At 59.0% G+C, this 25,760-nt stretch carries 19 protein-coding genes; 17 read left to right on the forward strand and 2 right to left on the reverse strand.

Features of this window, described 5'->3' with window-relative positions; all coding sequences use genetic code 11:
• Positions 1–3 precede the first annotated feature (3 nt).
• From ACTQZF_RS00195 to ACTQZF_RS00215, 5 genes are all read left to right on the forward strand, one after another.
• A complete protein-coding gene (locus ACTQZF_RS00195) occupies positions 4–597 on the forward strand; it encodes an NADH-quinone oxidoreductase subunit B family protein (protein ID WP_441554213.1) in 594 nt (197 codons plus the stop codon).
• Complete coding sequence (locus ACTQZF_RS00200) at positions 597–1,307, forward strand: NADH-quinone oxidoreductase subunit C (RefSeq protein ID WP_441554214.1); 711 nt, start codon at positions 597–599, stop codon at positions 1,305–1,307. Before ACTQZF_RS00195 ends, ACTQZF_RS00200 begins: the two co-directional genes overlap by 1 nt.
• Positions 1,308–1,312: 5 nt before the next feature.
• Positions 1,313–2,401 carry a hydrogenase large subunit gene (locus ACTQZF_RS00205; protein ID WP_441054776.1) on the forward strand — a complete coding sequence of 363 codons (1,089 nt, stop codon included), beginning with the start codon at positions 1,313–1,315 and terminating at the stop codon, positions 2,399–2,401.
• Positions 2,402–2,408: 7 nt separating this feature from the next.
• Positions 2,409–2,750, forward strand: a complete 342-nt coding sequence (locus ACTQZF_RS00210; RefSeq protein ID WP_117759792.1) for a 4Fe-4S dicluster domain-containing protein — start codon at positions 2,409–2,411, stop codon at positions 2,748–2,750.
• A 206-nt stretch (positions 2,751–2,956) separates the two neighbouring features.
• Positions 2,957–9,226, forward strand: a complete 6,270-nt coding sequence (locus ACTQZF_RS00215; RefSeq protein WP_441554215.1) for a Spy0128 family protein — start codon at positions 2,957–2,959, stop codon at positions 9,224–9,226.
• Positions 9,227–9,831: 605 nt separating this feature from the next.
• Here ACTQZF_RS00215 and ACTQZF_RS00220 read toward each other — a convergent pair.
• A complete protein-coding gene (locus ACTQZF_RS00220; protein WP_441554216.1) occupies positions 9,832–10,461 on the reverse strand; it encodes a response regulator in 630 nt (209 codons plus the stop codon).
• Positions 10,458–11,603: a sensor histidine kinase gene (locus ACTQZF_RS00225; protein ID WP_441554217.1), complete on the reverse strand. Its 1,146-nt coding sequence runs from the start codon at positions 11,601–11,603 to the stop codon at positions 10,458–10,460. The genes ACTQZF_RS00220 and ACTQZF_RS00225 overlap by 4 nt, the downstream gene beginning before the upstream one ends.
• A 197-nt stretch (positions 11,604–11,800) precedes the next feature.
• Between ACTQZF_RS00225 and ACTQZF_RS00230 the strand changes: the two genes are divergently transcribed.
• The 12 genes from ACTQZF_RS00230 to lacG all read left to right on the forward strand — a co-directional run bounded on the left by ACTQZF_RS00230 (position 11,801) and on the right by lacG (position 25,240).
• Complete coding sequence (locus ACTQZF_RS00230) at positions 11,801–12,739, forward strand: ATP-binding cassette domain-containing protein (RefSeq protein ID WP_441554218.1); 939 nt, start codon at positions 11,801–11,803, stop codon at positions 12,737–12,739.
• 9 nt (positions 12,740–12,748) lie between these two features.
• Positions 12,749–13,936 (forward strand): ABC transporter permease, encoded by a 1,188-nt coding sequence (locus tag ACTQZF_RS00235; protein ID WP_427795584.1) that lies wholly within the window; start codon positions 12,749–12,751, stop codon positions 13,934–13,936.
• Positions 13,923–15,128 (forward strand): ABC transporter permease, encoded by a 1,206-nt coding sequence (locus ACTQZF_RS00240; RefSeq protein WP_441554219.1) that lies wholly within the window; start codon positions 13,923–13,925, stop codon positions 15,126–15,128. Before ACTQZF_RS00235 ends, ACTQZF_RS00240 begins: the two co-directional genes overlap by 14 nt.
• Before the next feature lie 284 nt (positions 15,129–15,412).
• Complete coding sequence (locus ACTQZF_RS00245) at positions 15,413–16,618, forward strand: DUF362 domain-containing protein (RefSeq protein WP_441540365.1); 1,206 nt, start codon at positions 15,413–15,415, stop codon at positions 16,616–16,618.
• A gap of 630 nt (positions 16,619–17,248) precedes the next feature.
• Positions 17,249–17,449, forward strand: a complete 201-nt coding sequence (locus ACTQZF_RS00250; protein WP_441054760.1) for a hypothetical protein — start codon at positions 17,249–17,251, stop codon at positions 17,447–17,449.
• 15 nt (positions 17,450–17,464) lie between these two features.
• Positions 17,465–17,665: a hypothetical protein gene (locus ACTQZF_RS00255; protein ID WP_441054759.1), complete on the forward strand. Its 201-nt coding sequence runs from the start codon at positions 17,465–17,467 to the stop codon at positions 17,663–17,665.
• A gap of 659 nt (positions 17,666–18,324) precedes the next feature.
• Complete coding sequence (locus tag ACTQZF_RS00260) at positions 18,325–20,205, forward strand: BglG family transcription antiterminator (protein ID WP_441554220.1); 1,881 nt, start codon at positions 18,325–18,327, stop codon at positions 20,203–20,205.
• 11 nt (positions 20,206–20,216) lie between these two features.
• On the forward strand, positions 20,217–20,531 hold the full coding sequence (locus ACTQZF_RS00265) for a PTS lactose/cellobiose transporter subunit IIA (RefSeq protein ID WP_441554221.1): 315 nt from the start codon (positions 20,217–20,219) through the stop codon (positions 20,529–20,531).
• A gap of 47 nt (positions 20,532–20,578) precedes the next feature.
• A complete protein-coding gene (locus ACTQZF_RS00270) occupies positions 20,579–20,887 on the forward strand; it encodes a PTS sugar transporter subunit IIB (RefSeq protein WP_441054753.1) in 309 nt (102 codons plus the stop codon).
• 80 nt (positions 20,888–20,967) lie between these two features.
• Positions 20,968–22,308, forward strand: a complete 1,341-nt coding sequence (locus ACTQZF_RS00275) for a PTS sugar transporter subunit IIC (protein WP_441054783.1) — start codon at positions 20,968–20,970, stop codon at positions 22,306–22,308.
• A gap of 2 nt (positions 22,309–22,310) precedes the next feature.
• Positions 22,311–23,825: a glycoside hydrolase family 1 protein gene (locus ACTQZF_RS00280; protein ID WP_441054751.1), complete on the forward strand. Its 1,515-nt coding sequence runs from the start codon at positions 22,311–22,313 to the stop codon at positions 23,823–23,825.
• The gene (gene lacG / locus ACTQZF_RS00285) at positions 23,822–25,240 is read left to right on the forward strand and encodes a 6-phospho-beta-galactosidase (protein ID WP_441554222.1); all 1,419 of its coding nucleotides are present in this window, start codon (positions 23,822–23,824) and stop codon (positions 25,238–25,240) included. Before ACTQZF_RS00280 ends, lacG begins: the two co-directional genes overlap by 4 nt.
• Positions 25,241–25,760: the final 520 nt, after the last annotated feature.

Here is a 25,760-nt window from a genome sequence, read left to right on the forward strand (position 1 = left end):
TCCATGGATCATAAAATGTCGCGCTCGCCGTGGGTTATTCATTACGACGGCTCGAGCTGCAACGGATGCGATATCGAGGTGCTGGCCTCGCTCACGCCGCTGTTCGATGCGGAGCGCTTTGGCGTGGTCAACACCGGCAACCCCAAACATGCGGACATCTTTTTGGTGACGGGGTCGGTCAACGCCCAGAACTTGCCCGTCGTGCGCCAGATCTACAACCAGATGCTCGAGCCCAAGTGCGTGGTGGCGTGCGGCATCTGCGCGTGCTCGGGCGGCGTGTTCCGCGATGCGTACAACGTGATCGGTGGCGTGGATCGCGCAATTCCCGTGGACGTGTACGCGCCCGGATGCGCCATTCGCCCCGAGACGGTTATCGACGCCATCGTGGAGGCGTGCGGCATCCTGGACCAGAAGGAGGCCGTGATGCGCGCCGGCGGCGACCCGCTTACCGTGGGCGGTGCCGCTACCTGGGATGGTGGTGTTGAGCTGGGCGAGGACGGATTTGTGGCCCCGGCTGAGGCCGGCGACGCGCCCGCCGCTGGCGACGCACCTGATGGGACGCCCGCCGCGTCCGCCGCTGCAAGGGGGGCCGAGTAATGCAAAAGGCAATCTATACCACCGTCGAGCTCGATGCGCTGCTGTCGCATGTCCAGGCGCTCAAGGGTGCCGGTGCCCGCTTTGTACAGATGCACGCCGAGCGCAATGTGGACGACGGCACGTATCGCCTGGTCTATACGTTCATCAACGTTCGTGCTGCCCAGGAGCAGATCGCGCAGGACGGCAGTTATGCGATTGAGAACCTGGTAGTCGATGGTATCGACCAGTACCAGGAGATTCCATCCATCAGCTCGTACTACCCTGCGGTGTTCCCGTTTGAAAATGAGGCACACGACCTGTTTGGGCTTGCCATTACCGACATGCAGATTGACTTTAAGGGCTTTTTCTACCAGGTCTCGACTGCCGATCCCATGAGCGTCATCACGCCCGAGGTTAAGGCTGCGCGCGAGAAGGCCATGAAGGTCCGTGCCGCTGCCGAGGCCAAGGTGCGCAAAGCCGCGGCCGAGAAGGCCGCCGCTGCCGCGGCCGCTGCGGGGGAGGGCGCTGGCGATGCTGCGGGCGCTGCCGTCGCTCAGCCCACTGCGGCTGCCGGCTCCGATGCTCAGCATGACGAGGCTGCCGCCAAGGCCGCGCTCAAGGCTGCCGAGATGGAGGCAAAGCTCGCCGCCATGGATCCCGAGAAAGCGGCCAAGGTTCGCGCGGCGCTTGCCGCCAAAGCCGCCCGCGATAAGCAGAAAAAGGAGGCGTAAGGTCCATGGCACATCGCTCCGTTATTCCGTTTGGCCCGCAGCACCCGGTGCTGCCCGAGCCGCTTCACCTGGACCTGGTGCTTGAGGACGACCGCGTTATCGAGGCAATTCCGCAGATCGGCTTTGTGCACCGCGGACTCGAGAAGCTCACTGAAAAGCGTGACATGCACCAGTTTGGCTACATCGCCGAGCGCATCTGCGGTATTTGCGCCGTGGGTCACAGCTGCGGCTATGCCAGCGCCTGCGAGCGCATGCTCGACATCGAAGTGCCCGGCCGCGTGCGGTATATCCGTACCATTTTGCATGAGCTTTCGCGCATTCACTCGCACCTGCTGTGGCTGGGCCTGCTCGCCGATGCCTTTGGCTTCGAGGCGCTGTTCTATCGTTCGTGGACCCTGCGCGAGCAGATTCTCAAGATCTTTGAGAGCACGTGTGGCGGTCGCGTGATTCTGTCGATTAACGAGATCGGCGGCCTTAAGCATGACATTGAGGACTCCGAGCTGGCGGGCATTGTCCAGACGCTCGATGCCATGCGCCCCGACTACGAGGCCCTGGTGCATACCTTTTTGGACGACGACAGCTGCGGCGAGCGCCTGCATGGCGTGGGCGTGATCAGCAAGAAGGACGCGTTGGACCTGTCGATGGTCGGTCCGTTTGGGCGCGCCTCGGGCGTGGATTACGACGTGCGCATGTTTGGCGACGGTGCCTATGCGGACCTGGCTGCGTTTGAGCCCATCGTTGCTACCGATGGCGACTGCTATGCCCGCTGCCAGGTGCGCTGTGCCGAGGTCACGCAGGCCATGGACATCATTAAGGAGCTTGTGGGCAAGATTCCGCACGACGGCATCGGCGGGCGTACCAAGCTTACGCCAGCCGATGGCGCGCGCGGCGAGGTTGTGATTGAGCAGCCGCGCGGCGAGGCGTACTACTATGTGCGCGGTAACGGCACCAAGAATTTGGACCGTTTCCGTGTGCGCACGCCGACGTCGCAAAACCTGGCGGGCCTGACGCATGCGCTGCAGGGCGTGCTCATTGCCAACGTGCCCATGATTATCCTGACCATCGACCCCTGCATTAGTTGCACGGAAAGGTAGGCGCGGCATGAGTTTGCTGACATTTGCCAAGACGGCCTTGGGCTCTATGGTCAAGCAGCCGGTCACGGTGTGCTATCCGCAGGAGGAGCTGACGGCGCCCGAGCGCCTGCGCGGGCATATCGTCAACGATATGGACGTGTGCATCTGCTGCGGTATGTGTGCGCGTCGCTGCCCGGCGGGCGCGCTTGCGGTCGATCGCAAGGGTGGTACCTGGTCGATCGACCCGTACGCTTGCGTGGTGTGTGGCGAGTGCATCGAGAGCTGCCCCAAGCACTGCCTGACTATGGACACCGCGCGCACTCCAGTCGCGGCGGACAAGACTCCCACGGTAGAAACCAAGCCGGAATAGCGCTGGAATAGGGGCCGGTGGGGCAAAAATGCCCGCCGGTCCTCATTCGCATTCGTTTACCTGCAAAAATCCCGTGTCTCAACTTTGGTGAGACATTTGTCTCACGTTCAAAACCGAATCTGGAACGTGTGTCACCTGCTCAAATTGTGTCTCATTCCGTAACTTTAGGCTGATGCAAGGTCTGAGCCTGCGAGAAGGGAGACGCGATGGGTAAGTACACGAGGGGTCTCTTGGCGGTGATACTGGCCGTAGTGCTGGTATTGCCGGCTGCAGCATTTGCCATGCTGCCCGAGGCCAACGCCAGGTCCAGCACCGGAATGGACGGACCGACAATGAGCGGAAAGGTCGTCGACCCCGATACCAGCGGCCGCTGGGAAATCTGGGAGGCTGGCCATAGCGGCAATAAAGTATCGACCCAACATGTCGGCCGAATCTGGACCGACAAGACGGTCCAGGCAATCGATGACGGGAAATCGGACTTTTTGACTACGCTTTCGGCGATGTCTTCGACATCCGATACGACGTCGCTGGTTTCCAAGCCGCTCGACATCGTGATGGTGCTCGATGCCTCTGGCTCAATGGATGATCCTATGGGTGGTAAAGGGTCCCCTAAGCGTATCGTTGCGCTCAAGAATGCTGCCAACCACTTTATCGACACCATTGCCGAGCAAAACAAGAACGTTAAGGACGCGAGCAAGCAGCACCAGGTTGCCATCGTAAAGTTTGCGGGTAAGAAGAGCGATAAGGTCGGTAATGATACATACCGCTCCGACCGCAACACCTACAACTACTCGCAGACGATGCAGAAGTTGACGGCGTGCTCGGGTGATGACGCAATGAGCCTCAAGAACACGGTTAATTCAATCGAGCCTGCTGGCTCTACTCGTGCCGACTATGGCATGGACCTGGCCAAGGGCATCGCTGGTCGTGAAGACGCCCAGAAGATCGTTGTGTTCTTCACCGATGGCTCTCCTACGAGTTCTAATGGTTTTGAGGCCGAGGTTGCTAAGGATGCCATCAATATCGCCAAGACCATAAAGAGTGGCGGGGCGACCATTTATACCATCGGTATCTTCAACGGTGCGAAGCCGGGCGACGATCCAACAAGCAGCCGCACGAGCAACGAGAATAAATTCATGCATGCCGTGTCGAGTAACTATCCGGATGCCACATCGTCCGTAAGCCATGGCTTTTTTGGAACTGAGGAGTGGAATGTCAATTTTGGCAACCCCGTTGCCGGTGCCAGCTACTACAAGTCGGCAACCAACGCCGCCGAGCTTGATCAGGTCTTTAAGGACATCTCGAGTGCCATTACGTCGGGCAAGGGTTTCCCGACCAAGGTCGAGGGCAACAATCCCAACGGTTCCGGCTACATCACATTCGAGGACGAGCTGGGCGCCTTTATGCAGGTCGATAGCTTTACCGGTGCCGAGTACAACGGCAAGACCTATGGCGCCGCCACCAAGTCGACCGATGGCAATATCGATACCTATACGTTTGATGGCGAGCTCGCTCACCTGGTGATCACGGTCGACCGTGCGGACGAGCAAAACCCTCAGCGCGGTGACATCGTGACGGTCAAGATCCCCGCATCGCTCATTCCGCTGCGCCGCTTTACCGTTGACGAGTCGGCGGGCACGTTCGTGGTTGACTCCACGGATGCCATCTCGCCTATCCGCGTTGCTTATGCATCGAGTGTAAAGGCTATTGCACGCAAAAACCTGTTTACTCCCAATAACGTACCGGGACTGCAGGATTACATCAATGAGCACAAGGACGCCGATTCCAATACCGTTAGCTTCTACGCCAACAAGTGGACCGGCGACGATGCGGGTGATACGGTCGCGAGCTTTGAGCCTGCTGCTACGAACAGCTACTACTACTTCCAAAAGCTAACGCCCGTCTATACGGACGCAGCTTGCACCAAGCTAGCAACGGAAAAGCCTTCGGGCTCTAAGACCTATTGGTACAAAGATGAGTTTATGGCGCAGAACTCGTCGGGTGCGCCGTACGATGATTCCGTTTCGATCCCGATTAAGGGAAGCGAGCTTGAAAGCTTTGAAGGCGCTTTAGTAAAGGATGGCGACCACTGGTCGATTAAGGCTGGTACTGCGCGCCTCGCCTTTATCAATCAGCTCCACACCACCAAGGAACGTGTGGGCGGAAACCCGACTGACACCGCACGCGACGTAATCAATCCCCAGTGGAACAACACGAAGGTTGTTTCCGGCGCGACGAAGGTCAATGTTTATCTGGGCAACAACGGCAAGATTAGCTTTACGCTCAATACCACGCCGACAACGTTGGCAACTGCCGACTTTGGCCTGACCAAGGTGCTCGAGGGTCGCGACTGGACGGATGAGGACAAGTTTGAGTTTGGCCTGACGTCTGAGAACAGTGCCCCGATGCCTGCGTCCAAGACTGCGACTGCGACCAAGGGCCATGCGGACATTAGCTTTGGCGAGATTGCCTATGACAAGCCGGGCACGTATGTCTACAAGGTTAGCGAGAAGTATGCCGGAACCACGGTCCATGGCATCGCCTACAGCAAGAACGTTGCAGAGTTCACCGTGACGGTGAAGCCCAACGCAAAGGGCGAGCTCGAGGCTTCCGTGAAGAAGACCTCGGGCGAGGCCGAGTTCAAGAACACCTATACCACCAATCCCGCCGAGTCGAGCGTCACCGATCAGATTACAGTTACCAAGGTCCTGACCGGGCGCGACCTTACGGCCGGCGAGTTCAGCTTTGAGCTGCGCGAGGGTAAGGGCGAGGATTCTGAGCTTATCGAGACCGTTGTGAACGCTGTTGACGGTAAGGTGACGTTCAAGCCCATCAAGTACACCGAGATCGGCCAGCACACCTACACGCTGCACGAGGTTGAGGGCGACGCCGGTGGTATTGCCTACGACAACACGGTCTACACCATCGTGACGACCATTGCCGACAACGGCAAGGGCCAGCTGGTTGCTACGCATGAGCTGGAGGGCGCCGAGGACGTTAAGAGTATCGAGTTCAAGAACGCTTACAATCTGACCCCCAAGAGCTTCAGCGTCACCGATAAGATCGCCGCGACCAAGTCCCTGACCGGTCGCGACCTCAAGGAAGGCGAGTTCGCCTTCGAGCTCGTCGAGGGCGAGGGCGAGGGCGCCAAGGTCGTCGCCACCGGCACCAACAATGCCGACGGCAAGATCACGATGAGCCCCATCGAGTACACAGAGGCCGGCGAACACACCTACACGCTGCGCGAGGCCAAGGGCGGAACCGCCAGCAACGGCATCTCCTACGACGGCAAGACCTATACCATCGTGACCACCATCACCGACAACGGTGACGGTACGCTCGGCGCTGCGCACAAGCTGCAGGGCGCAGAGACCGCCGAGTTTAAGAATTCCTACAACCTGACGCCGTCTAGCTCCAGCGTCACCGACCAGATCGCCGCGACCAAGGTCCTGGACGGCCGCGACCTCAAGGACGGCGAGTTCTCCTTCGAGCTCGTCGAGGGCGAGGGCGAGGACGCCAAGGTCGTCGCCACCGGCACCAACAATGCCGAAGGCAAGATCACGATGAGCGCCGTGAAGTACGACAAGCCCGGCAAGCACACCTACACACTGCGCGAGGTCAACGGCGGAACCACCAGCAAGGGCGTCACTTACAGCGACGCCAAGTACACCGTTGAGACCACCATCACCGACAACGGCGACGGCACCCTCAAGGCCGAGCACGTCCTGAAGGACGACGAGCCCGTCGAGTTCAAGAACACCTACAGCGTGACCCCGCTCGACGAAGAGCTCGACTTTGACCTGAGCAAGGCCATCGACGGTCGCGACTGGACGGATGCAGACAAGTTCAGCTTTACCATCACGGCCCCCGAGGGCACCCCACTGCCCGACCCGGCAACCGTAACCGTGACCAAGCAGGATGCGGATAACGAAGGCATCGCCGCCATCAAGTTCGGCAAGATCCACTACACGGCTGCCGGAACCTACAAGTACGAGATCCGCGAGAACGCGGGCAGCGCGGCCGGTATGACGTATGACGCGCATGTCGCAACCGCCGAAGTGACCGTGACCGAGAACGGCGACGGCACCCTGACCGCCAACGTCACCACGGAAAACGGAAGCTTTACCAACACGTACCGCACTGAGCTCAACTACACCGCGGCCGGCGGCCTCAAGCTCAGCAAGAGCCTCTACGGACGTCCCATGACCGAGGGTCAGTTCACCTTTACCGTGACGCCCGCCGACGAGGCTTCGGCCATCGCGCTCGGCCTGCACGAGGGCGCCAACGTGTACAAGTCCCCTGCAACGGCAGAGGCAACGGTTGGCCTGATCGACATCCTGGCTGGCCATGAGGTCAAGTTTACGCAGGCTGACGCGGGCAAGACCTTTACGTACACCGTTGCCGAGAAGAACGATGGCCAGCCCGGTTACACCTACGACGAGGCCGTGCGCACCGTGACGATCGCTATCGCCGACGATGGCGCTGGTACGCTCACCGCTACGACGACCGTTTCTGGCGGACCCAATGGCACGCCTGTGGCGGTCCACAAGAGCGGCGAGAATAAGGTCGAGAGCGCCTTGGTCTCGTTCGCCAACAGCTACCACGCATCGACCGATAACCCGGGCGGCGAGCTTGCGCAGATTGTCGCCACCAAGACCCTGACCGGTCGTCCGCTGGCCAACGGCGAGTTCTACTTTGGCATCGCCTATGCGGGCGAGACGGAAGCCATTGACGGCACTGTGGCGACCAACATCAACGGCCAGGTGAGCTTTGGCACGCTGCATTACACGACTGAGATGCTCGCCGATTTGGTGAGCGCCGGACGCGCCATCCGTACCGACACGGATGCCAAGCTTGCGTGGACTATCAACTACACGGCGTTTGAGTACACGTCCCCGCTCGCAGCAAAGGGTATTACTGCCGCGAAGTCGAGCTTTAGCTTTAAGGTCATCGTCGTCGACAACGGCGACGGCACTCTGACGGCGAATCCTGACTACGGTGGCACCGAGCCCGTGTTCGAGAACGTCTACGGCGCCGATGCCGTTGACGCCGAGCTCGCCGGCGCCAAGAAGCTCCAGGCTGCCGAGGGCCTGACCCCGGCCGATATCACGGGTAAGTTCACCTTTACCGTGACCGCCGATGAGGCGGGCGCCCCGATGCCCGAGCGCACGACCGCAACCAACGACGCGGCCGGCAACGTGGACTTTGGCAATATCCACTTTACGCTCGAGGACCTCAACCGCGCCTTGGGCGTGACGGACGATGCGGCCGATAAGGCCGAGGCAGACGAAGCTGACGAAGTCGAGGCCGACGAGGCGGAGGCTGAAGAGGCCGACGCCGACGCTGACGCCAATGCCGACGAGTCCGGCGGCGAGTCCGAGCCCGCAGCCCCCACCGCCCCGCGCTCGCACACCTTTGCCTACACGGTGACCGAGTCCGGTAGCGCCCCTGGCGTGACTAACGACGCCAACGCCACGCGTAAGGTTTCCTACACCGTGACTGACGACGGTGCCGGACATCTGAAGGTCGTGCGCGAGGGTGACGACGGCGCTGCCTTCACGTTCACCAACACCTACAGCGTGACGCCTACCGATTCTGTGGTGACCGATCAGGTCAAGACGGTCAAGCGCCTGACCGGACGCGACCTTGCAGCAGGCGAGTTCACGTTTGAGCTGCTCGAGGACGGCGTGGTTGTCGCGACCGGCACCAACGACGCCAATGGCACCGTTACGCTGAGCCCGATCCGCTACGAGGCACCCGGCACGCACACGTACACGCTGCGCGAGGCTTGCCCCAACGCGCTCGGCCTGTACAAGGGCGTCACCTATGACGGCACGACCTACACCGTCGTGACCACCGTCTCCGACAACGGCGACGGCACGCTGACCGCGACGCACAAGCTCGAGGGAACTACCGAGTCGGCTGGCTTTACCAACAAGTACCACGCTATGCCCACGCAGGTTTCCATCGGCGCCATCAAGGTGCTCGAGGGACGCGAGCTCAAGAAGGACGAGTTTAGCTTTAAGCTCGTTGGCGAGGACATCGAGTCCACCGTCACCAACGATGCCGACGGCAAGATCAACTTCGACAAGTTCGAGTACGACGAGCCCGGTACGTACGTCTACACCATCAGCGAGGTCAAGGGCGACGAGGCCGGTATGACCTACGACAAGTCCGTCTTTACCGCGACCGTCAACGTGGTCGACGACGGCGAGGGCAACCTCAAGGCGAATGTCGCCTTTGCCAAGGGCGATAAGAGCGTCGAGGGTATCGTGTTCAACAACACGTACAAGAAGCCCGAGACGCCCGTGCCGACGCCCGATCCCGGCACGCCCAAGACCGTGACGAACATCGTCAAGACGGTCAAGGGTTTCCTGCCCACCACGGGTGACCAACAGGCCGCCGCACTGCTCATGGCATTCGTCATCGCCATGGCCGGCGTCGGAGCCCTGGTCTGGGGTATCCGTAAGCGCTAGGCACGCTGGCAGCGCCCGGGGCCAAAAGGCCCCGGGCGGCCGGCGGGGAGCCAGAACATAGCCCCCACCCCCACCCCAAGCCGCCACGGAGGTATCTCCCTCCTCCGTGGCGGCACTTTTGTGCGTAGGCGAGGAGGGCTCGCCACGAAACCGGCCCATCTACTACGTTTAGTCCCTTACCCCCAACCATGTCAAAAAACGCGAAAACAAAACCGCAGGTAGTACGCCTGCGGTTTTGCTCAAAACGAAGGTATGGTCAGGGGTATCGAGTTAAACGTAGTAGATGGGCCGATTTCGTGGAGCGGTTCCGGCTGATCCCTTGGGGACGGAGGAAAACGGATCATTTTTGGCTTGAAGCGGCTTGCGGAGACACTTGACGTGGCCGCTCGGACAAAACTAGGCCGGTTTACGGGGCTGAGTCACGAGTCCCCAACCATGCTGATATTCGTGAAAATAAAACCGCAGGTAGACGAGCCGTCATTTTACAGAAAACGCGGGTATGGATGGGGGTCCTGAGTTTGGCCCCGTAAACCGGCATAGTTTTGAAATGGCATTAAACCGGTAGCAGACATTTTGTTATGTCGGGGCGGTCGGTCTTCGGGCAACTACCCTCGCAGGTAGGCGATGGCGATTTGGGTGCGGTTGCGCAGGCCCATTTTGGCCAGGATTGAGCTGATGTGGTTTCGCACGGTGCCTTCGCCCATATAGGCGGTGGCGGCAATCTCCTTGTTATCGAGGCCGCGGGCAATGAGCTCGGCGACCTCGAACTCGCGGTCGGTCAGGCTGACGAAGGCCGCGGGCCGGCGGGTCGTGCCCACCTCGACGCCCGCCCCATCAAAGTCGACATCCTCGATTGCCTTGCCCTCGAGCACGCGTTTACCGTCCATGACCTGGGCCAACGCCGGCGGGATGGCGGCGACATCGGTTTTGATCAGGTAGCCGCGGGCACCCAGTTTGAGCGCCGACACAATGTACTCGTCATCCGAGAATGTCGTCAGAAACACCACGCGCGCCGCAGGGTCGCGCTCAAGGATCTCGCGGGCCGCCGAAAGCCCGTCGCGCCCCGGCATCTGAATGTCGAGCAGCGCAATATCGGGTGCGTGTTCGGCATAAAGAGCCACTGCATCGTTGCCGTTGGCACCGGTACCCACCACTTCGATCTGCGGCTGGGCGCCCAGGATAATCTTGAGCGAATCGACCACTAGGCGGTCGTCGTCGACAACGATGAGCCTCATCGGCCCTCATCTCCTTGCTGTTTGGGAACGGTGGCAAACACACGCCAGCCGCTGGCGCCAGCGCGCGGGCCGGCGGTGAAGGTGCCGCCAAGCGCCTCGACGCGCTCGCGCATGGAGCCGAGCCCCATGCCCTCTGCGGTGCCGCGGCTGCTTGCTTGGACCCCGCCCGCGCCATCGTCGGTAACGATGAGCTGGTAAAACGACGGATGCTCCATGCATCGTACGGTGACGGTCTGGGCGCAAGCGTGGCGTATGGCGTTGGAAAGCGCCTCGCGCAGGACCGCCGCAAAGCAGTTGGCGACATTTGCGGGCGCATGCTCGGCCAAAACCTCAAGTTCAATCTGCGGCCCGCCATCTGAGCGCGCGCCCTCCACGATGCGCTCGAGCTGTACGGAGAGATTCGCCGCGTTGTCGTTGAGCGCGTGGACGCTCGAGCGCACGAGCTGAAGCGCTTCGTCCACGGTGCGCTTGACGTCAGCGAAGTCGGCGGCGACGCCGGCCTCGTTGGCGTGGACCACGCGTAGGGCCTCGGTTTGCAGCGAGGCGCGCGTGAGCTGGTGTCCCACGTTATCGTGGATCTCGCGTGCGATGCGGGCGCGCTCGGCGAGCGTTGCGAGCTCGACCTCGTAGTCCTGGCGGTCGGCAAGGTCGCGGTTGCGCGCCTCGAGCGCGAGGGCTCGCTCCTGCAGCTCGTCGCGGGTGCGACGCATGCGCTCCTGCTCGCGCTCCAGCTGAGCGGTGCGCAGAGACAGCAAGGTGGCGGCGACTGAAAGGATGGCGGTCAACAGCAGCGCACGGGTGGGAAGCGCGCCGGCGTGGGCATATGCGACGAGTGCGCAGACAAAGATGGCGCCGGCGCCCAGCGCGACCCAAACGTGTTCACGGCGCACGCGTTGCGCGATGTCATAGAGGGCGAGGGGCGCAAACGGCACAAACGGCGGTATGAAGACGGCCGCGATGATGTAAACGTAGCTCGCTGCCTCGCTTGCACGGCGCGTGCGTTTGTCCTGCGCCATCTCGGCCAGCGAGGTGGCAATAACGCCAAGGCAAAACGCCGCGACCAGGCGAGCGTCCACAGCAAGACCCATGGCGGCCGCAATACAGCACGCCAGCACGATCGATTTGTCGAAAAGCCTGTTCATACGGGTATTGTACGCGAAGCCGCGCGTGGTGGAGGGGCCGCCTGCGCAACTGTGACATTCCTCCCACGCGGCAAATCGGGGGTGCCGGCAGGCCACGCGACCGAGCCTCGCACTCGTGACAAAGCTCACTGGTGCGCGCCGCCCGCACCTGCGATGATGCAATCGTACCGGGCCGAAATCAACGGAAGGGCCACCTCATGACAGACATCGTCCACGTCGAAAACCTCGTCAAGCGCTATGACGATCTTATCGCGCTCGACCACTTTAACCTGAGCATCGCCCCCGGCGAGATCTTTGGCCTGCTGGGCCCCAACGGCTCGGGCAAGACTACGTCCATCAACTGCATTCTGCAGCTGCTCGCCTACGACAAAGGCACCATCGAGTTGTTCGGCGAGCCCATGACGCCCACGCGTTACGACCTCAAGCGCCGCATCGGCGTGGTGCCGCAGCAGGTGGCGGTGTTCGACAAGCTCACGGTGCGCGAGAACATCGACTATTTCTGCAGCCTCTACGTCAACGACCGCAAACGCCGTCGCGCGCTGGTCGACGAGGCCATCGACTTTGTCGGCCTGGGCGACTTTGCCAAGTTTCGCCCCGGCAAGCTCTCGGGCGGCCTGGCGCGTCGCCTCAACATCGCCTGCGGTATCGCGCACAAGCCCGAGCTCATCTTCTTCGACGAGCCCACGGTGGCGGTCGACCCGCAGAGCCGCAACGCCATCCTGGAGGGCATCTGCCGCCTGCGCGACGAGGGCGCCACGGTGGTGTATACCAGCCATTACATGGAGGAAGTCGAGCAGATCTGCAGCCGCATCATGATCATGGACGGCGGGCGCGTGCTGGCGCAGGGCACCAACGACGAGCTCAAGCGCATGATTCAGATGGGTGAGCGCGTGACCGTCGAGGTCGGCGCCGTCGATCTCGCCACGGTCGAGCGACTGCGCGCCCTCGAGCACGTGCTCAGCGTCGAGCTGTCCGGCGGCGAGCTCGTCTGCACCTGCGAAGCGAGCCCGCACAATCTGGTCGACATCCTCGACACGCTGCGCGCCGCCGACGTTGCGCTCGGCCGCGTGTGGAGCGAGCCGCCGACCCTCAACGACGTGTTCCTCGAGATCACCGGCCGCGAGCTGCGCGACTAGGGGGCGGCCATGTTCAACACCATTATTATCACGGTCAAGACGCTGCTGCGCCGGCCGAGCACGTGGGTTTGGGGCGCGATCTTTCCCGTCGCGCTTTCCACGATGTTCATGTTTATGTTTGCGAACCTGAGCTCCGACGGAACGGTCGACCCGGTGCCGGTGGCCGTCGTGGCGGATGAGGCCTGGGGCGCCTCAACCTTTAAGGACGTGGCGACGTCGCTTGCCAAGGAAGGCGACAACCAACTGCTCGAGATCCACGAGTGCGACGACGCAGTCGATGCGAGCCGTGCGCTTAAAGCCGGCGAGGTCGCGGGCATCTATACGGTCGATGCCGCGGGCACGCCCAAACTCACATTGCTTTCGAGCTATGACAGCTCGCGTGCGACGTCGGTGCTCACCGACCGCAGCATCCTGGAGACGGTGGCAAGCTCGTATACGCAAAATGCCGAACTCATGCGCCAGATTGCCCAGGACAACCAGGCGGCGCTCGCCGACCCGGAGGTGGTTGCGCGCGCTCTGTCGCTTGAGGGCGGAACCCGCCGTGTGAGCCTGACGCGTGCCACGCCCGATGGCACGGTCATCTACTACTACGCGCTCTTTGGCCTGGTTGCGATGATGTCTGCCGAGTTTGCTGCCTTGGGCGTTGTCGACCTGCAGCCCAATCTGTCTGGCCTTGGTGCGCGTCGCTGCGTGGGCGGCCTTTCCAAGACGGCGTCGCTGGCCGGCATCTTTGTGGGCGCGTGGTTGGTCTCCTTTGCCTCGATGACGATCGCGATCGGCTACGTGCGCCTGGTCGTGGGCGTCGGCTTTGGCGGGCGCGAGGGGCTCTGCCTGGTGGGCGGCGCTGCCTCCGCGCTTGCCGCGACGGGCCTGGGGCTCTTTGTGGGCACGCTTCCCGTTAAAGGCGGCAAGGCATCCAAGTCGGGCATCCTCACGGGCTTCGCCACCACGTGCGCCCTGTTCGCCGGTCTCTACGGCGAGCCGGCGATGGCGCTTGCCGACGACGTCGCCCGCGCCTGTCCGGCCGAGTGCTGGCTCAACCCCGTCAAGCTTATCTGCGACATGTTCAACCGCTTGTATTTCTTTGAGGACCTGGGTCCCTTTGCCGTTCGTGCCGGCGCGCTGGTCCTTATGGCGTTGCTGTTCGTTGCCGCCGCCACGCTGATCTTTGGAAGGAGCCGCTATGAGCACCTTTAAGACTGCGCTTCGCATGGCGCTGGCGCACCCGTTCTACCTGCTCATCTATACGGTGTTCATCTCGCTCATGGGCGTATTCATCGCGGCCTCGGTGAGCTGGAACTCGTCGCAGCTCACCGAGTACGAGCCCTACGATGCCAACGTGATCGTGGTCGACCGCGACGACAGCGATCTTTCGCGTGCGCTTACCAAGCACCTGGGCTCGCGCTTTGATCTGGTCACGGGTATCGGCGAGGACACCTACGACCTTGCGGACGCGCTCTCCAAGAGCAACAGCGCCAAGGGTAGCGCCGATTGCGTGTTCTTTATTCCGGAGGGGTTTGAGGACGACCTCGTTGCAGCCGCCCGAGCGGGGGAGCCCCTGCCCAAGCTCGATGTGACCTACGGTGCCGGCACCATGGCGGCGGCGCTTTCGTCTGCCGAGGCCTCGCGCTGGATTTCGCTCGCGGGCGCTGCGGCCGCACTTGATCCTACTGCCTCCGACGGTGACGTCGCCAAGGCCGCCGAGCATGCCGCCGCCAAGCGCGCGGAGGTCGAGATCGAGCAGGTCAAGGTCGACTCGACAGCCGCCGCCACGCTTGAGTCGTATTTCAACTTTGGCGCGTACGCGATTATCTCGTCGGTCATCGTGTCGGTGGGGCTGGTGTTCTCGGGCATGAACGAACCCGAGCGCGTGCGCCGCATGGAGGCCGGCCCAATCTCCGAGCGCCAGCGCTCCCTTGCCGTGTTTGCGGCCGCTGCCGTGATCACCGTCTGCATCTGGTTTGTGTCGAGCATGATGGGCGTCGTGGGCTTTGCCGGCGCGGTCGCCGAGGTCGGCGTAGGTCGTGTATGCCTGGCGCTGGCGGCAACGTTTGCCCTGGCGTGCACGCCGCTGGCCGTTGGCTTTGCGTTGTCGGGCTTGGGCGCGCGCGAGGAGCTGCTCAACGGTGTGGGTAACCTGCTCGGCATGCTCATGACGTTTTTGGGCGGCGCCTGGATGCCGCTGTCGCTGATGGGCCCGGCCGTGCAGACGGTGGCGCACTTTGTACCGACGTTTTGGGTGAACGACGCGATCGGCAAGGCGCTCGCCGCGGATCTGACGTCCGCCGTGCTGGGAGACATCGCCTGCGATCTGGGCGTCACGGTGCTCTTTGCCGCGGCCATCGCTGCCGTAGGCCTAGCCCTCGCACGCGCCAAATCCCACGCCTAGCTATCTAGTCATTGGGGACGTTCTTAAACGACTAGTCACGGGGAACAGTCTTTGCCGATTCGCCGGCTCGCCAGCCAGCTGGAAAGGACTGTCCCTGGCTGCCGGCAGGAAAGGAACGTCCCTAGCTTCCAGGTGGCGAGGCACTCATTTAAGTCCGTCCCCAATGAGTGGTTTCAGTCATTTAAGTCTGTCCCCAATGACTAGGCGCCGTACTTGACATTGACCCCGCTTTAACGGGTACCATCCTCTATGTCTGTAACGCCATATAGACCGAGGGGATATATATGACCGCAACTTCACCCGCAGCACCCGCTAAGGTGTACTTCACCAACTTGCGTACGCATGCTCGCGAGAGCCAGCTCGACAAGCTCAAGCGCCTCATCCGCCGTGCCGGTATTGAGCAGATCGACTTTGAGAACAAGTTCGTCGCTATCAAGATTCACTTTGGCGAGCTGGGCAACCTGAGCTTTTTGCGCCCCAACTACGCCCGCGCCGTCGCGGATGTCGTGAAGGAGCTGGGTGGCAAGCCCTTCCTCACCGACTGCAACACGCTCTATGTGGGTAGCCGCAAAAACGCGCTCGAGCACATCGATACCGCCTACCAGAACGGCTTTACCCCGTATGCCACGGGTTGCCAGATCATCATCGCCGACGGCCTCAAGGGTACCGACGAGGCGCTCGTCCCGGTCGAGGGCGGAGAGTACGTGCGCGAGGCCAAGATCGGCCAGGCGCTCATGGATGCCGATATCGTGATTAGCCTCACCCACTTTAAGGGCCATGAGCAGGCCGGTTTTGGCGGCGCCATGAAGAACCTGGGCATGGGAGGCGGCAGCCGTGCCGGCAAGATGGAGCAGCATGCCGCCGGCAAGCCGAACGTCGCGACCGAGCACTGCATTGGCTGCCGTGCCTGCGAAAAGATCTGCGCGCACAACGCTATCTCGTTCGACGACACCCGCGAGCGCGAGCTTGCCAGCGGCGCTACTCGCACGGTGCACGTGGCTGCCATCGACCACGATCGCTGCGTGGGCTGCGGACGCTGCATCGGCGTGTGCAACCAGGACGCCATCAAGCCCGTCTATGACGCCGCGGCCGACGTGCTCAACTGCAAGATCGCCGAGTACACCAAGGCCGTCGTCGACGGCCGCCCGAGCTTCCACATCTCGCTTGCCATGGATATCAGCCCCAACTGTGATTGCCATCCCGAAAACGATACGCCCATCGTCAACGATATCGGCATGTTCGCGAGCTTCGACCCGGTCGCCATCGACCAGGCCTGTGCCGATGCCGTCATGGCGTCCGAGCCGCTGCCCAACACCGAGCTCACCGATAGCGCGGCCAAGATGGAGCATAACCACGAGCATCTGGAGGGCGAGCAGGCGCGTGACCCCTTCTGCATCACGCATCCCGACACCGACTGGCGCACGTGCATCGCGCACGCCGAGAAGATCGGCCTGGGCACGAGCAAGTACGAGCTTATCGAGGTCAAATAGCGCCTAGCTATTGGACAATATAAGCGCCTTTGTGGCGTAATTCGAGCAAAAGCCGCCCGCGAGCACAGCGCTCACGGGCGGCTTTTCGGAAGTTCAGGGAAAGTCGAATACCGCCGACCACAAGGCGTTTTTGGCAACAAAACCCCTGATAAATTGTTGGTAAAAGTGCGGTCTGCTCGGGGTTCCCGACATTTTCCCCACACTTTCGAAAAAAGGGTCGGTTAGAGCTGAAAATGTCGATATCCGCCTAAAAAGTCCAGTTTTCCCAGCTAAAACGAGCCATCGCGCGAGGGTTCAAAAAGATTTTTTCGACGCTGCCGCCGTTCACTGCGAGTGGTCAGTTTGGAACCGCGAACGGTGGATAACCAACTGGCGCTCGCTCGACAACGGCGATTTATTCGATTCTCAGAAAACTGTCCCGAGCGGCTTCTGTCGCTGTGCTTCACATCACATGAACGATGAATGAATGAACTTTGATAGTCAGGGTTGATTTCCGGTCTCAGCCGAACACATTGAGCAAATAGGCCGTTCCCGCACCTAGCCGAACGCCCCCGCGGCCCCTTCCGGGGCCCGGGGACGCCGTTTTCCCAGTTGAAGGAACGGGGGATCGCCGCGCGGATCATGTTCTCGGTGGCAGCATCGCCGGAGCTGCGTGACAAGTCCGAACTCATCGAGCGGTTCCTCGAGATCGCCGGTTTCGGAGAGGCGGACGCTCAGTTCGACATCGACTCGGCCGCGCCCGAGTCCGAGCGCAACTGGCGCAAGTTCGTGGCCGACTCCATGGAGGACGAGATGTCGGGCATCACCGAGGCCGAGAAGCTGAAGGCCTAGCAGATCCGCGACCTCATGCGCGAGGCGTTCGAGGTCGGCGGCGTGCCGCAGGAGGGCACGGCGGTGACGAGGGTCATGCCGCCCGGCTCGCGTTTCGGCGCGAAGGCCGAGGCGAGGGACAGGCAGCGCCACCGCGTGGCCGACCTGCTGTCGGGGTTCTACCGCAAGTACCGCAGCCTGGCCGCCCACTACCCCATCGAGTTTCCCGAGGACTAAGCCAGGCCTCCCGTACGATAATAGAACATAAGTTCGCACAGCACGGGAGGCCCTGTTGTCTAAAGATTCCAAATCAATCCGCTTGGTCACTGCCATCGTGGAGTGCCGCCCCGACGGAGAATACGCTCCCTGGGGCATCAAGTGGTACGACGGCACTGTCTATCCCTTCAAAGAAATCGAGTCATACAAACCCCGTTCCTGGGCGTTGGGAAACGATCGCGCTTGCGAATCCTGGCGCGTGGTCCTCGCCGATAACAAGGCTCGCGAAAAGTGGCCCCCGAATGTCAATTCCCAATATCTGTCCGTCAGTCAGATCTCCCGGATGGTGTCAGGGTGCCGCCGGCCTATGCACGGAAAGTTGTTGCGCGCTAGATATACTGACGCATACCGTATAAAGCATCAGGTTTACCAGCCGGGACGATCCATCTTTCCGGGAATATCGACAAGGTGGCACCTATGTTGGGCGCATTTGGTGGCGCGCTTTCTTGCAAAGCATGGGTATGGCGTATAACTGGATGCGCCGTGCTGGAGAGCTGCTCGGGCATTTTGTCTTGCATACACGCCTACTCAATCATAAGGACATCTTCCGTTTGGAAGGAAATATCCTTTGTGGAATCGCGTAACGTTCCTTCCTATTATCAATAGCGAGAGGAGGAACCGTGGACGATAAGTTGTTGTGCATCATTCAGGAGCTCAGGCGTAGCCCGTCGGTTCCTGCAAGTGATTTATCCCGGATACTTGGGGTGAGCACTCGTACCATCCGTACGTATATCTCTCAGCTGAACCAGCTTTTCCATGATTCGGCGCGCATAGATATGAAACGCGGCGAGGGATATGAGTTATCGATTCGCGATAACGACGCGTTCAACGGGATTATCAAAGCCGACGCTGATAGTATCCATGCCCTGCCAGACACGTCTAGGGGCCGAATTCGTTTCATTCTAAATGAACTGCTCTATCGAAACGGGTGGGTCACACTAGACCGCCTTGCCGACACCTTATATGTTTCAAGGGTGACGATTTCGAATGATCTCAAGGCCGCCGAGGACTATATCGGTCGTTTCGGGTTGCAGATCGAAAGAAAACCAAGACACGGGATTCGAGTCATCGGTCCCGAGTTTATGCACCGTCTTTGTTTGGCGAGCCTTGCAATGGATGCTCCTTTCGGGGATGACCTCGTTGAAATCGCAGAGTGTGTCGATCAATCTCTTGAGCAAAACGAATTCCATATCAATGCGGTCGCATACCATAATCTTCTTGTTCATATCGCCGTGGCAATTGAACGCATAAGAAACAACTGCTATGTGCCCATGGAACAACTTCAGATCAAGGATATTAAGACGCGGCGCGAATACGCCATAGCCGAGACTATTGCGAGAAAATTGGCAGCTCAATTTGATATTGGGATGCCGGTTGAAGAGGTGGCCTACATCGCAATTCATCTCGCTGGCAAACAGACTGTCGATACAGACGGGAAAGATGATGAAGGTTTCGAAATCTTAGGCGAAGCCTGGGGTGTTGCCGCGCAGATGATTGAGCGCGTATGGGAATCATTCCGTTTCGATTTTCGCGAAGACTTCGAACTGTGCCTCAATCTGGCTCGTCATATCGTTCCTCTTTCTGTGCGACTGAAGTGCCATATGAATCTCGACAATCCTCTGCTGAGCGATATAAAAAGACGGTTTCCATTGGCGTATTCCATGGCGTCGGACAGCTCTTCCGTGCTGGCCGATAAGTATCGGCAAAAACCTTCTGAGGAGGAGATAGGGTATATCGCCCTTGCGTTCGCTCTCGCACTTGAGCGACAGAAAAACGGACAGAGCAAGAAGAACATCCTGATTGTTTGCGCATCGGGTGCCGGTAGCGCGCATCTGCTGGAGTATCAATACCGAAGTGCTTTCGGAGGCATGCTCGGAACGATTAGGACCTGTGACGCCGGAAGTCTCAACGCGGCAAGCCTGCACAATATCGACTATGTCTTTACCACTGTGCCGATTCGACAGAAGCTCGATATACCTGTCTTCCACGTGAGCGCTTTTCTCGACGAGAGTGAAATCGGTAACGTTCAGCACATCCTGAACAGTGGCATTCAGGATGACGTCATCGACTCGTTCTTTTCTGAGGATCTGTTTTTCACCCACATGCACTGCGAGAGCAAGGAAGAGGTCATTTCTGAACTCTGTCAACGAATCGCCGACGTTAAACCAATCCCTGATTCATTTGAGTCCTCGGTACTGAGGCGCGAATCACTGGCTGAGACATCTTTCGGAAATCGCGTGGCCATTCCTCATCCCTTTGAGGCGGTGACGGATGAGACGTTCGTATGCATCGGAATCCTTGATAAACCTGTTTCTTGGAACACTCATGATGTCCAGGTTGTTTTCCTGTTGAGCATATCCAAGAAGCGCGATAAAAACCTCCAAGGTTTTTACCAGCACGCGGCCAAGCTGCTTACCAGTGAACACGACATCGACACGCTGATCAGCCATCAGAGTCTCTCGACACTGATGGAGCTATTGCACGGACACTGCGATCTATAGGAGGAGGGGAAATGGACGAGGATAAATATTTGGATGCGATGCAGATTATCTTGCATGCCGGCAACGCAAAGTCTGCCGCCCTTATGGCGATCGACTCTGCCGCCGACGGCGATTTTGAAGCTGCCGACGCCCAACTTAAAGAGGCTCGGGACGAGATGCATGCAGCCCATGAAGTGCAGTTCAACCTTATACGCGATGAGGCAAACGGCAACTCCGTTGAGGTGAACATCATCTTGGTGCACGCAGAGGACCATCTAACGATGGCGATACTCGCAAGCGATCTTGCCGAGCGATTCATCGATCTGTACAAGAACGGTACTAACTAAGCATTTGTCCATAAGTGCGCAAGTGCGTGAGAACAAAGGAGAGAGACATGAATATCATGCTTGCCTGCTGTGCTGGAATGAGCACATCACTCGTTGTGACCAAGATGCAGGAGGCTGCTAAGGCCCAGGGTAAGGACTATAAAATCTGGGCTGTTGAGCAGGGCCAGATTTCCGATGAGCTGGGTAATTTCGATGTCTTGATGCTTGGTCCACAAGTACGTCATATTTTACGCAAAGTGACGAAGATTGTTGAAGGGCGTGCTCCGGTTGGCGTTATCGATCCCGTCTCCTATGGACGCTGTGACGGAGCGGCGGTTCTCAAGCAAGCTGAGGATTTGGTGGCGTCGTCCAAGTAGCTAAAAAATGACCCGCCGGCAGCTGGCACTACCGGCGGACGCAACACGCCATTTCGTGAAAGAAGGTGCTTTCTGTGGCAATGTCACACAAATTTGAGGATGCAATTCTTATTGTTGCGGAAAAGGTTGATGACAACAAGTATCTCGCAAGCATAAAGAACGCGTTCACAACCTTTCTGCCTTTTGTAATCGTCGGTTCTCTCGGATCACTGTTGAATAACCTGATCGCATCACCGACAAGTGGGCTCGCTCAGTGGATTCCGTCACTGACGGCTCTCGGTCCGGCGTTCACGCTTCTGAATTACTGCACGATGTCGTTTATGACGGTTCCTATCATTTTCCTGGTAGCGACCAATCTCGCCCGCCGAGACAAAGTCCCCGAGCATATCACGGGCATCGTGTGCATCGCAGCATACATCAGCATGGTTCCCAACGTCATACCGGGTCCCGATGGAACGACGGTGTCTGGACTGGTAACGGGCATCTTGGGCGCTCAGGGGCTGTTCATCGGCATGATCAGCGCCGTCGTCTACTCTCAGCTGTTCGGCAAGCTGACGAAGATCGATCGCATCAAGATCAAGATGCCCGACTCGGTGCCTCCCGCGATCGCGACTTCCTTCAACGTCCTGCTCCCGATTCTGATTACGCTGCTCTGCTCCTCGATTTTCGGAATCGCATTCAAGAGCCTGACGGGTACGTATGTAAACGATTTTATCTATACGTTCCTGCAGACCCCTCTGGAGATCATGTTCCAGAGCCCTGTCGGTATCGTTCTCGTGGTTCTCATCTCGCAGATCTTCTGGGTGTTGGGAATTCACGGCGGCTTGGTCATCTCGCCCATCCGCAATCCTCTGATGGCCGCCGCCATCGCGGCGAATATCGCTGCCGCCAGCTCTGGCGCAGTGCCCGATCAGCCGGTCACCTACGGCTTCTGGATGAACTTCGTGGTCCCCGGTGGAGCGGGCTGCATCCTTTCCCTCATCATCGCGATCATGCTGTTCTCAAAACGCGACGATTATCGTGAGGTCGCGAAGTTCGGACTTCCCTCGACCATTTGCGGTATCCCCGAGCCCGTCTACTTCGGCCTGCCCGTCGTGCTTAATCCGACGTTCGCGATCCCCCTTGCCATCACATCGCCCATCTCGACCGCGATTGCCATGTTCGCCACGAACATCGGATTCCTGCCGTGCAACACCGTTGACGTGCCCTTGGGTCTCCCTGTTCTGATCTCTCCCTTCATCAGCCACGGTTGGCAGGGTGTTGTGGTGCAAATCATCTGCATCGCCGTCACGACTGCGATTTGGGTCCCATTTGTGCTCATCTCCAACCGCCAGGCCAAGCTGGAGCAGGAGAAGAAGAAAGAACAGGACGCTGCTGCCCTCGAGGAAGCAGAAGTCGACGCTACCTGCGGAGTCAATTAGCCATGGACACCAGTATCGCTTTCCATCATCTCGAGTCTCCCTTCCCCGAAGGTTTCCTTTGGGGCGGCGCCATCGCCGGGTGCCAATGCGAGGGCGCTTGGCGAGAAGGGGGCAAGGGCCCTACCGTCGCGGATGTTTCCCGCTATAAACCCGGCATCGACCCAAGCGATTACAGCGCCCAGCATGGAATTACATCCGAGGAGATCGCCCAGGCGATGCAAACGGATGACGAGCTTATGTATCCGAAACGACACGGCATTGATTTTTACCATCGTTATCGCGAGGACATCGCTCTATTCGCCGAGATGGGCTTCAAGTGCCTGCGCGTGTCCATTCAATGGGCTCGAATCTTTCCCATGGGCAATGAGGAAGAGCCGAACGAGGCCGGGCTTTCGTTCTACGAGGACATGTTCAAAACAATGCGCGAACATGGAATCGAGCCGCTTGTAACGCTCCATCATTATGATATGCCGCTGTATCTTTCAGACCACTATCAAGGGTGGTACGACCGCCGTCTTGTCGACCTTTTCGCCCGTTTCGCGCGCGTGTGCTTCGAGCGATATAAGGGCCTTGTGAAGTATTGGATCACGTTCAACGAGATCGACTCGATTTTCAGGCACCCTTACGTGACCGCGGGGATCGTTCCAGACCGTTTCGCCGATGCCAACCTCGAAGAGGTGATATACCAAGCCGTCCACCATCAATTTGTCGCAGCCGCACTCGCGACGAAAGAGCTACACGAGATCGATCCTGATGCCTTGATGGGATGTATGATCACGCGGACCCTAACCTATCCTGAGAATTGCAATCCTAAGAACATGTTGCTTTCCCAGAGATCGAATCGCGAGAACTACTTCTACTCCGATGTTCAGGCCCGTGGAGCATATCCAGCATTCATATTCGACTACTGGGACAAGCATGGCATCGATGTCAGATTCGAGCAGGGTGATGAAGAGATTCTGCGGTGCTATCCGGCGGACTTCGTCTCCTTCAGCTACTACATGTCGCTCGTCGATTCTGTTGATGCGGATGACCGAGAAAAGGTATGCGGCAATCTGGCTACGGGCGTTAAGAACCCCTATCTCGATGTTTCCGAATGGGGTTGGCAGATCGATCCCGATGGCCTGCGCTACGCCCTTGTCGATATGTACGATCGGTACCAAAAGCCGCTGTTCATAGTCGAGAACGGCCTGGGTGCCCGTGACGTTGTCGAGGAGGACGGCTCCATCAACGACGACTACCGCATCGATTATTTCCGCCGTCATATCCGGGCTATCGCGGAGGCGATTGACGATGGCGTCGAGGTCATGGGATACACCTCATGGGGTTGCATAGACGTCGTGTCGACGTCGACGAATCAGATGTCAAAGCGCTACGGCTTCATCTATGTCGATCTAGATGATGACGGAAAAGGTACCTACGATCGCACCAAGAAGAAGAGCTTTTACTGGTATCGGAAAGTGATCGAGACAAACGGTGCCAGCTTGTTCCTTGAGGATGGAGGAGATGAACGATGACGCTGCTCAAGCGCGTCAAGCGGTTGCCCGAGGGGTTTGTATGGGGGGCCGCCACTGCCGCCTACCAGGTAGAGGGGTCGACGGGCAAAGACGGCATGGGGAAGACCATGTGGGACGATTTTCTCGTTTCGAAGGGCCGTTTCCTGCCTGATCCCGCAAGCGACTTCTATCACCGATACCCAGAAGACATCCGCCTCGCTGCCGAGCATGGCATCAAGGCGCTGCGCATCTCGATTTCCTGGGCACGCGTGTTTCCGAATACTGATGGTGACCCGAATCCCGTGGGCGTCAAGTATTATCACGAGTTGTTCGCTGAATGCCGCAAACATGGAATCGAGCCGTACGTAACGCTACATCACCTCGATTCCCCAATCGGAATGTTCAGTCGGGGAGATTGGCTGAATCGCGCCAATATCGATTCCTTCGTAAACTACGCACAGTTCTGCTTCGAGGAGTTCACAGAGGTCTCCCAGTGGTTCACGATCAATGAACCGATTAGCCTGGCGTTTTTCCAATATGTTGTAGCTGAATTCCCCCCAGCCGATCTGTTCAATTTCTCGTCGTCTTTCCAAGCTATGCATAACATGGCGCTTGCCCACGCTCGCGTTGTCAAGGCTTTCAAGGAAGGCGGACATCGAGGACGCATTGGAGTCATACACGCGCTTAAGCCCGTGTATCCAATCGTTGATACACCCGACAACCGACATGCCGCCGAGCTTTGGGATGCCTATCTGAATAGGTTCCTGCTTGATTTAACGTTCTTCGGCAAACTCACGGATCGCACCAGCGCGCTCATTGAGGAGATATGTGGGGTGCAGGAGGCTTCGTTCTCAGTAGAAGACGGAGATTACGATGAGATGCAGGCGGCTGTTGGTCTCAACGACTACCTCGGTATCAATTACTATCAGCCGCAGTTCGTACAGGCCTATGCAGGTGAAAATCGTTCCAAGTACAACGCGACCGGCGAAAAGGGAACGACGACCCTCCGCATGAAGGGCATTGCGGAACTTGTCAAGAACCCTGATGTTCCGACGACCGACTGGGATTGGAATATCTACCCGCAAGGTCTGTACGACATTCTTCGACAGGTCGATGCGAACTATCCTGCTCATCCCGCAATTTACATTACGGAAAACGGCCTTGGCAGCAAAGACGTGTTGGGCGCAGCCGGCGATTTCGTCGATGACGATGATAGGATCGACTTCATCGATCAGCATTTGGATGCTCTCCTGAAAGCTCGTGAAGACGGCGTAGACGTGAGAGGTTATTTCGTTTGGTCTTTCCAGGATCAATTCTCTTGGTCGAATGGATACAACAAACGCTACGGCCTTTTCTATATCGATTTCGAGACACAACGTCGTGTCATCAAGAAGAGTGCCCTATGGTCGAAGGAGATCGCAAGCACTATTGACTAGAGCCGGTGATGACCTTATCACCGATACCTTGTGAATTTCTTCGGTCTAGCTTCGCGTAACCATTCCCTGCCTGATCTGATTCAGGACCTCCAGATTACCGCGGTACGCCGAAGAACCCGCAGCCCCAACAAGCCTCCCTTGCAATAATAGAACACAAGTTCGTATTGCACGGGAGGTGCCTTTGTCCGCAGACGCTAAAACCATCCGCCTAGTCACGGCCCTGGTCGAATGCCGTCCCGACGGCGAGTACGTCCCCTGGGGCATCAAGTGGTACGACGGCGCCGTCTATCCATTCAAAGAGATCGAATCGTACACTCCGCGCTCCTGGGCGATGGGAAACGACCATGTTTGCGAATCTTGTCGTGTGGTTCTCAAAAACGACACTGCCCGCGAGATTCGCCATTACAAAAACAGCTGGTACATGGTCCACGACCCGCAAGACGACCGGCCGGGCATCGCGCCTCCAAAAATAGTTTGGCTGTGTGGCTGCATATGTCCTAGCTTGTCATTTAGTAAAAGC

The sequence above is a fragment of the Collinsella sp. LCP19S3_H3 genome, assembly GCF_052119145.1.
GTDB lineage: Bacteria > Actinomycetota > Coriobacteriia > Coriobacteriales > Coriobacteriaceae > Collinsella.

Bases quoted from the DNA above. Each gene is read 5' to 3' on its own strand.
- ACTQZF_RS00200 (WP_441554214.1), top strand. From the start codon at position 597: ATGCAAAAGGCAATCTATACCACCGTCGAGCTCGATGCGCTGCTGTCG.
- ACTQZF_RS00255 (WP_441054759.1), top strand. From the start codon at position 17,465: ATGCGCGAGGCGTTCGAGGTCGGCGGCGTGCCGCAGGAGGGCACGGCG.
- ACTQZF_RS00270 (WP_441054753.1), top strand. From the start codon at position 20,579: ATGAATATCATGCTTGCCTGCTGTGCTGGAATGAGCACATCACTCGTT.
- ACTQZF_RS00235 (WP_427795584.1), top strand. From the start codon at position 12,749: ATGTTCAACACCATTATTATCACGGTCAAGACGCTGCTGCGCCGGCCG.
- ACTQZF_RS00265 (WP_441554221.1), top strand. From the start codon at position 20,217: ATGGACGAGGATAAATATTTGGATGCGATGCAGATTATCTTGCATGCC.
- ACTQZF_RS00225 (WP_441554217.1), bottom strand. From the start codon at position 11,603: ATGAACAGGCTTTTCGACAAATCGATCGTGCTGGCGTGCTGTATTGCG.
- ACTQZF_RS00220 (WP_441554216.1), bottom strand. From the start codon at position 10,461: ATGAGGCTCATCGTTGTCGACGACGACCGCCTAGTGGTCGATTCGCTC.
- lacG (WP_441554222.1), top strand. From the start codon at position 23,822: ATGACGCTGCTCAAGCGCGTCAAGCGGTTGCCCGAGGGGTTTGTATGG.
- ACTQZF_RS00230 (WP_441554218.1), top strand. From the start codon at position 11,801: ATGACAGACATCGTCCACGTCGAAAACCTCGTCAAGCGCTATGACGAT.
- ACTQZF_RS00205 (WP_441054776.1), top strand. From the start codon at position 1,313: ATGGCACATCGCTCCGTTATTCCGTTTGGCCCGCAGCACCCGGTGCTG.
- ACTQZF_RS00215 (WP_441554215.1), top strand. From the start codon at position 2,957: ATGGGTAAGTACACGAGGGGTCTCTTGGCGGTGATACTGGCCGTAGTG.
- ACTQZF_RS00210 (WP_117759792.1), top strand. From the start codon at position 2,409: ATGAGTTTGCTGACATTTGCCAAGACGGCCTTGGGCTCTATGGTCAAG.
- ACTQZF_RS00280 (WP_441054751.1), top strand. From the start codon at position 22,311: ATGGACACCAGTATCGCTTTCCATCATCTCGAGTCTCCCTTCCCCGAA.
- ACTQZF_RS00240 (WP_441554219.1), top strand. From the start codon at position 13,923: ATGAGCACCTTTAAGACTGCGCTTCGCATGGCGCTGGCGCACCCGTTC.
- ACTQZF_RS00245 (WP_441540365.1), top strand. From the start codon at position 15,413: ATGACCGCAACTTCACCCGCAGCACCCGCTAAGGTGTACTTCACCAAC.
- ACTQZF_RS00275 (WP_441054783.1), top strand. From the start codon at position 20,968: ATGTCACACAAATTTGAGGATGCAATTCTTATTGTTGCGGAAAAGGTT.
- ACTQZF_RS00195 (WP_441554213.1), top strand. From the start codon at position 4: ATGGATCATAAAATGTCGCGCTCGCCGTGGGTTATTCATTACGACGGC.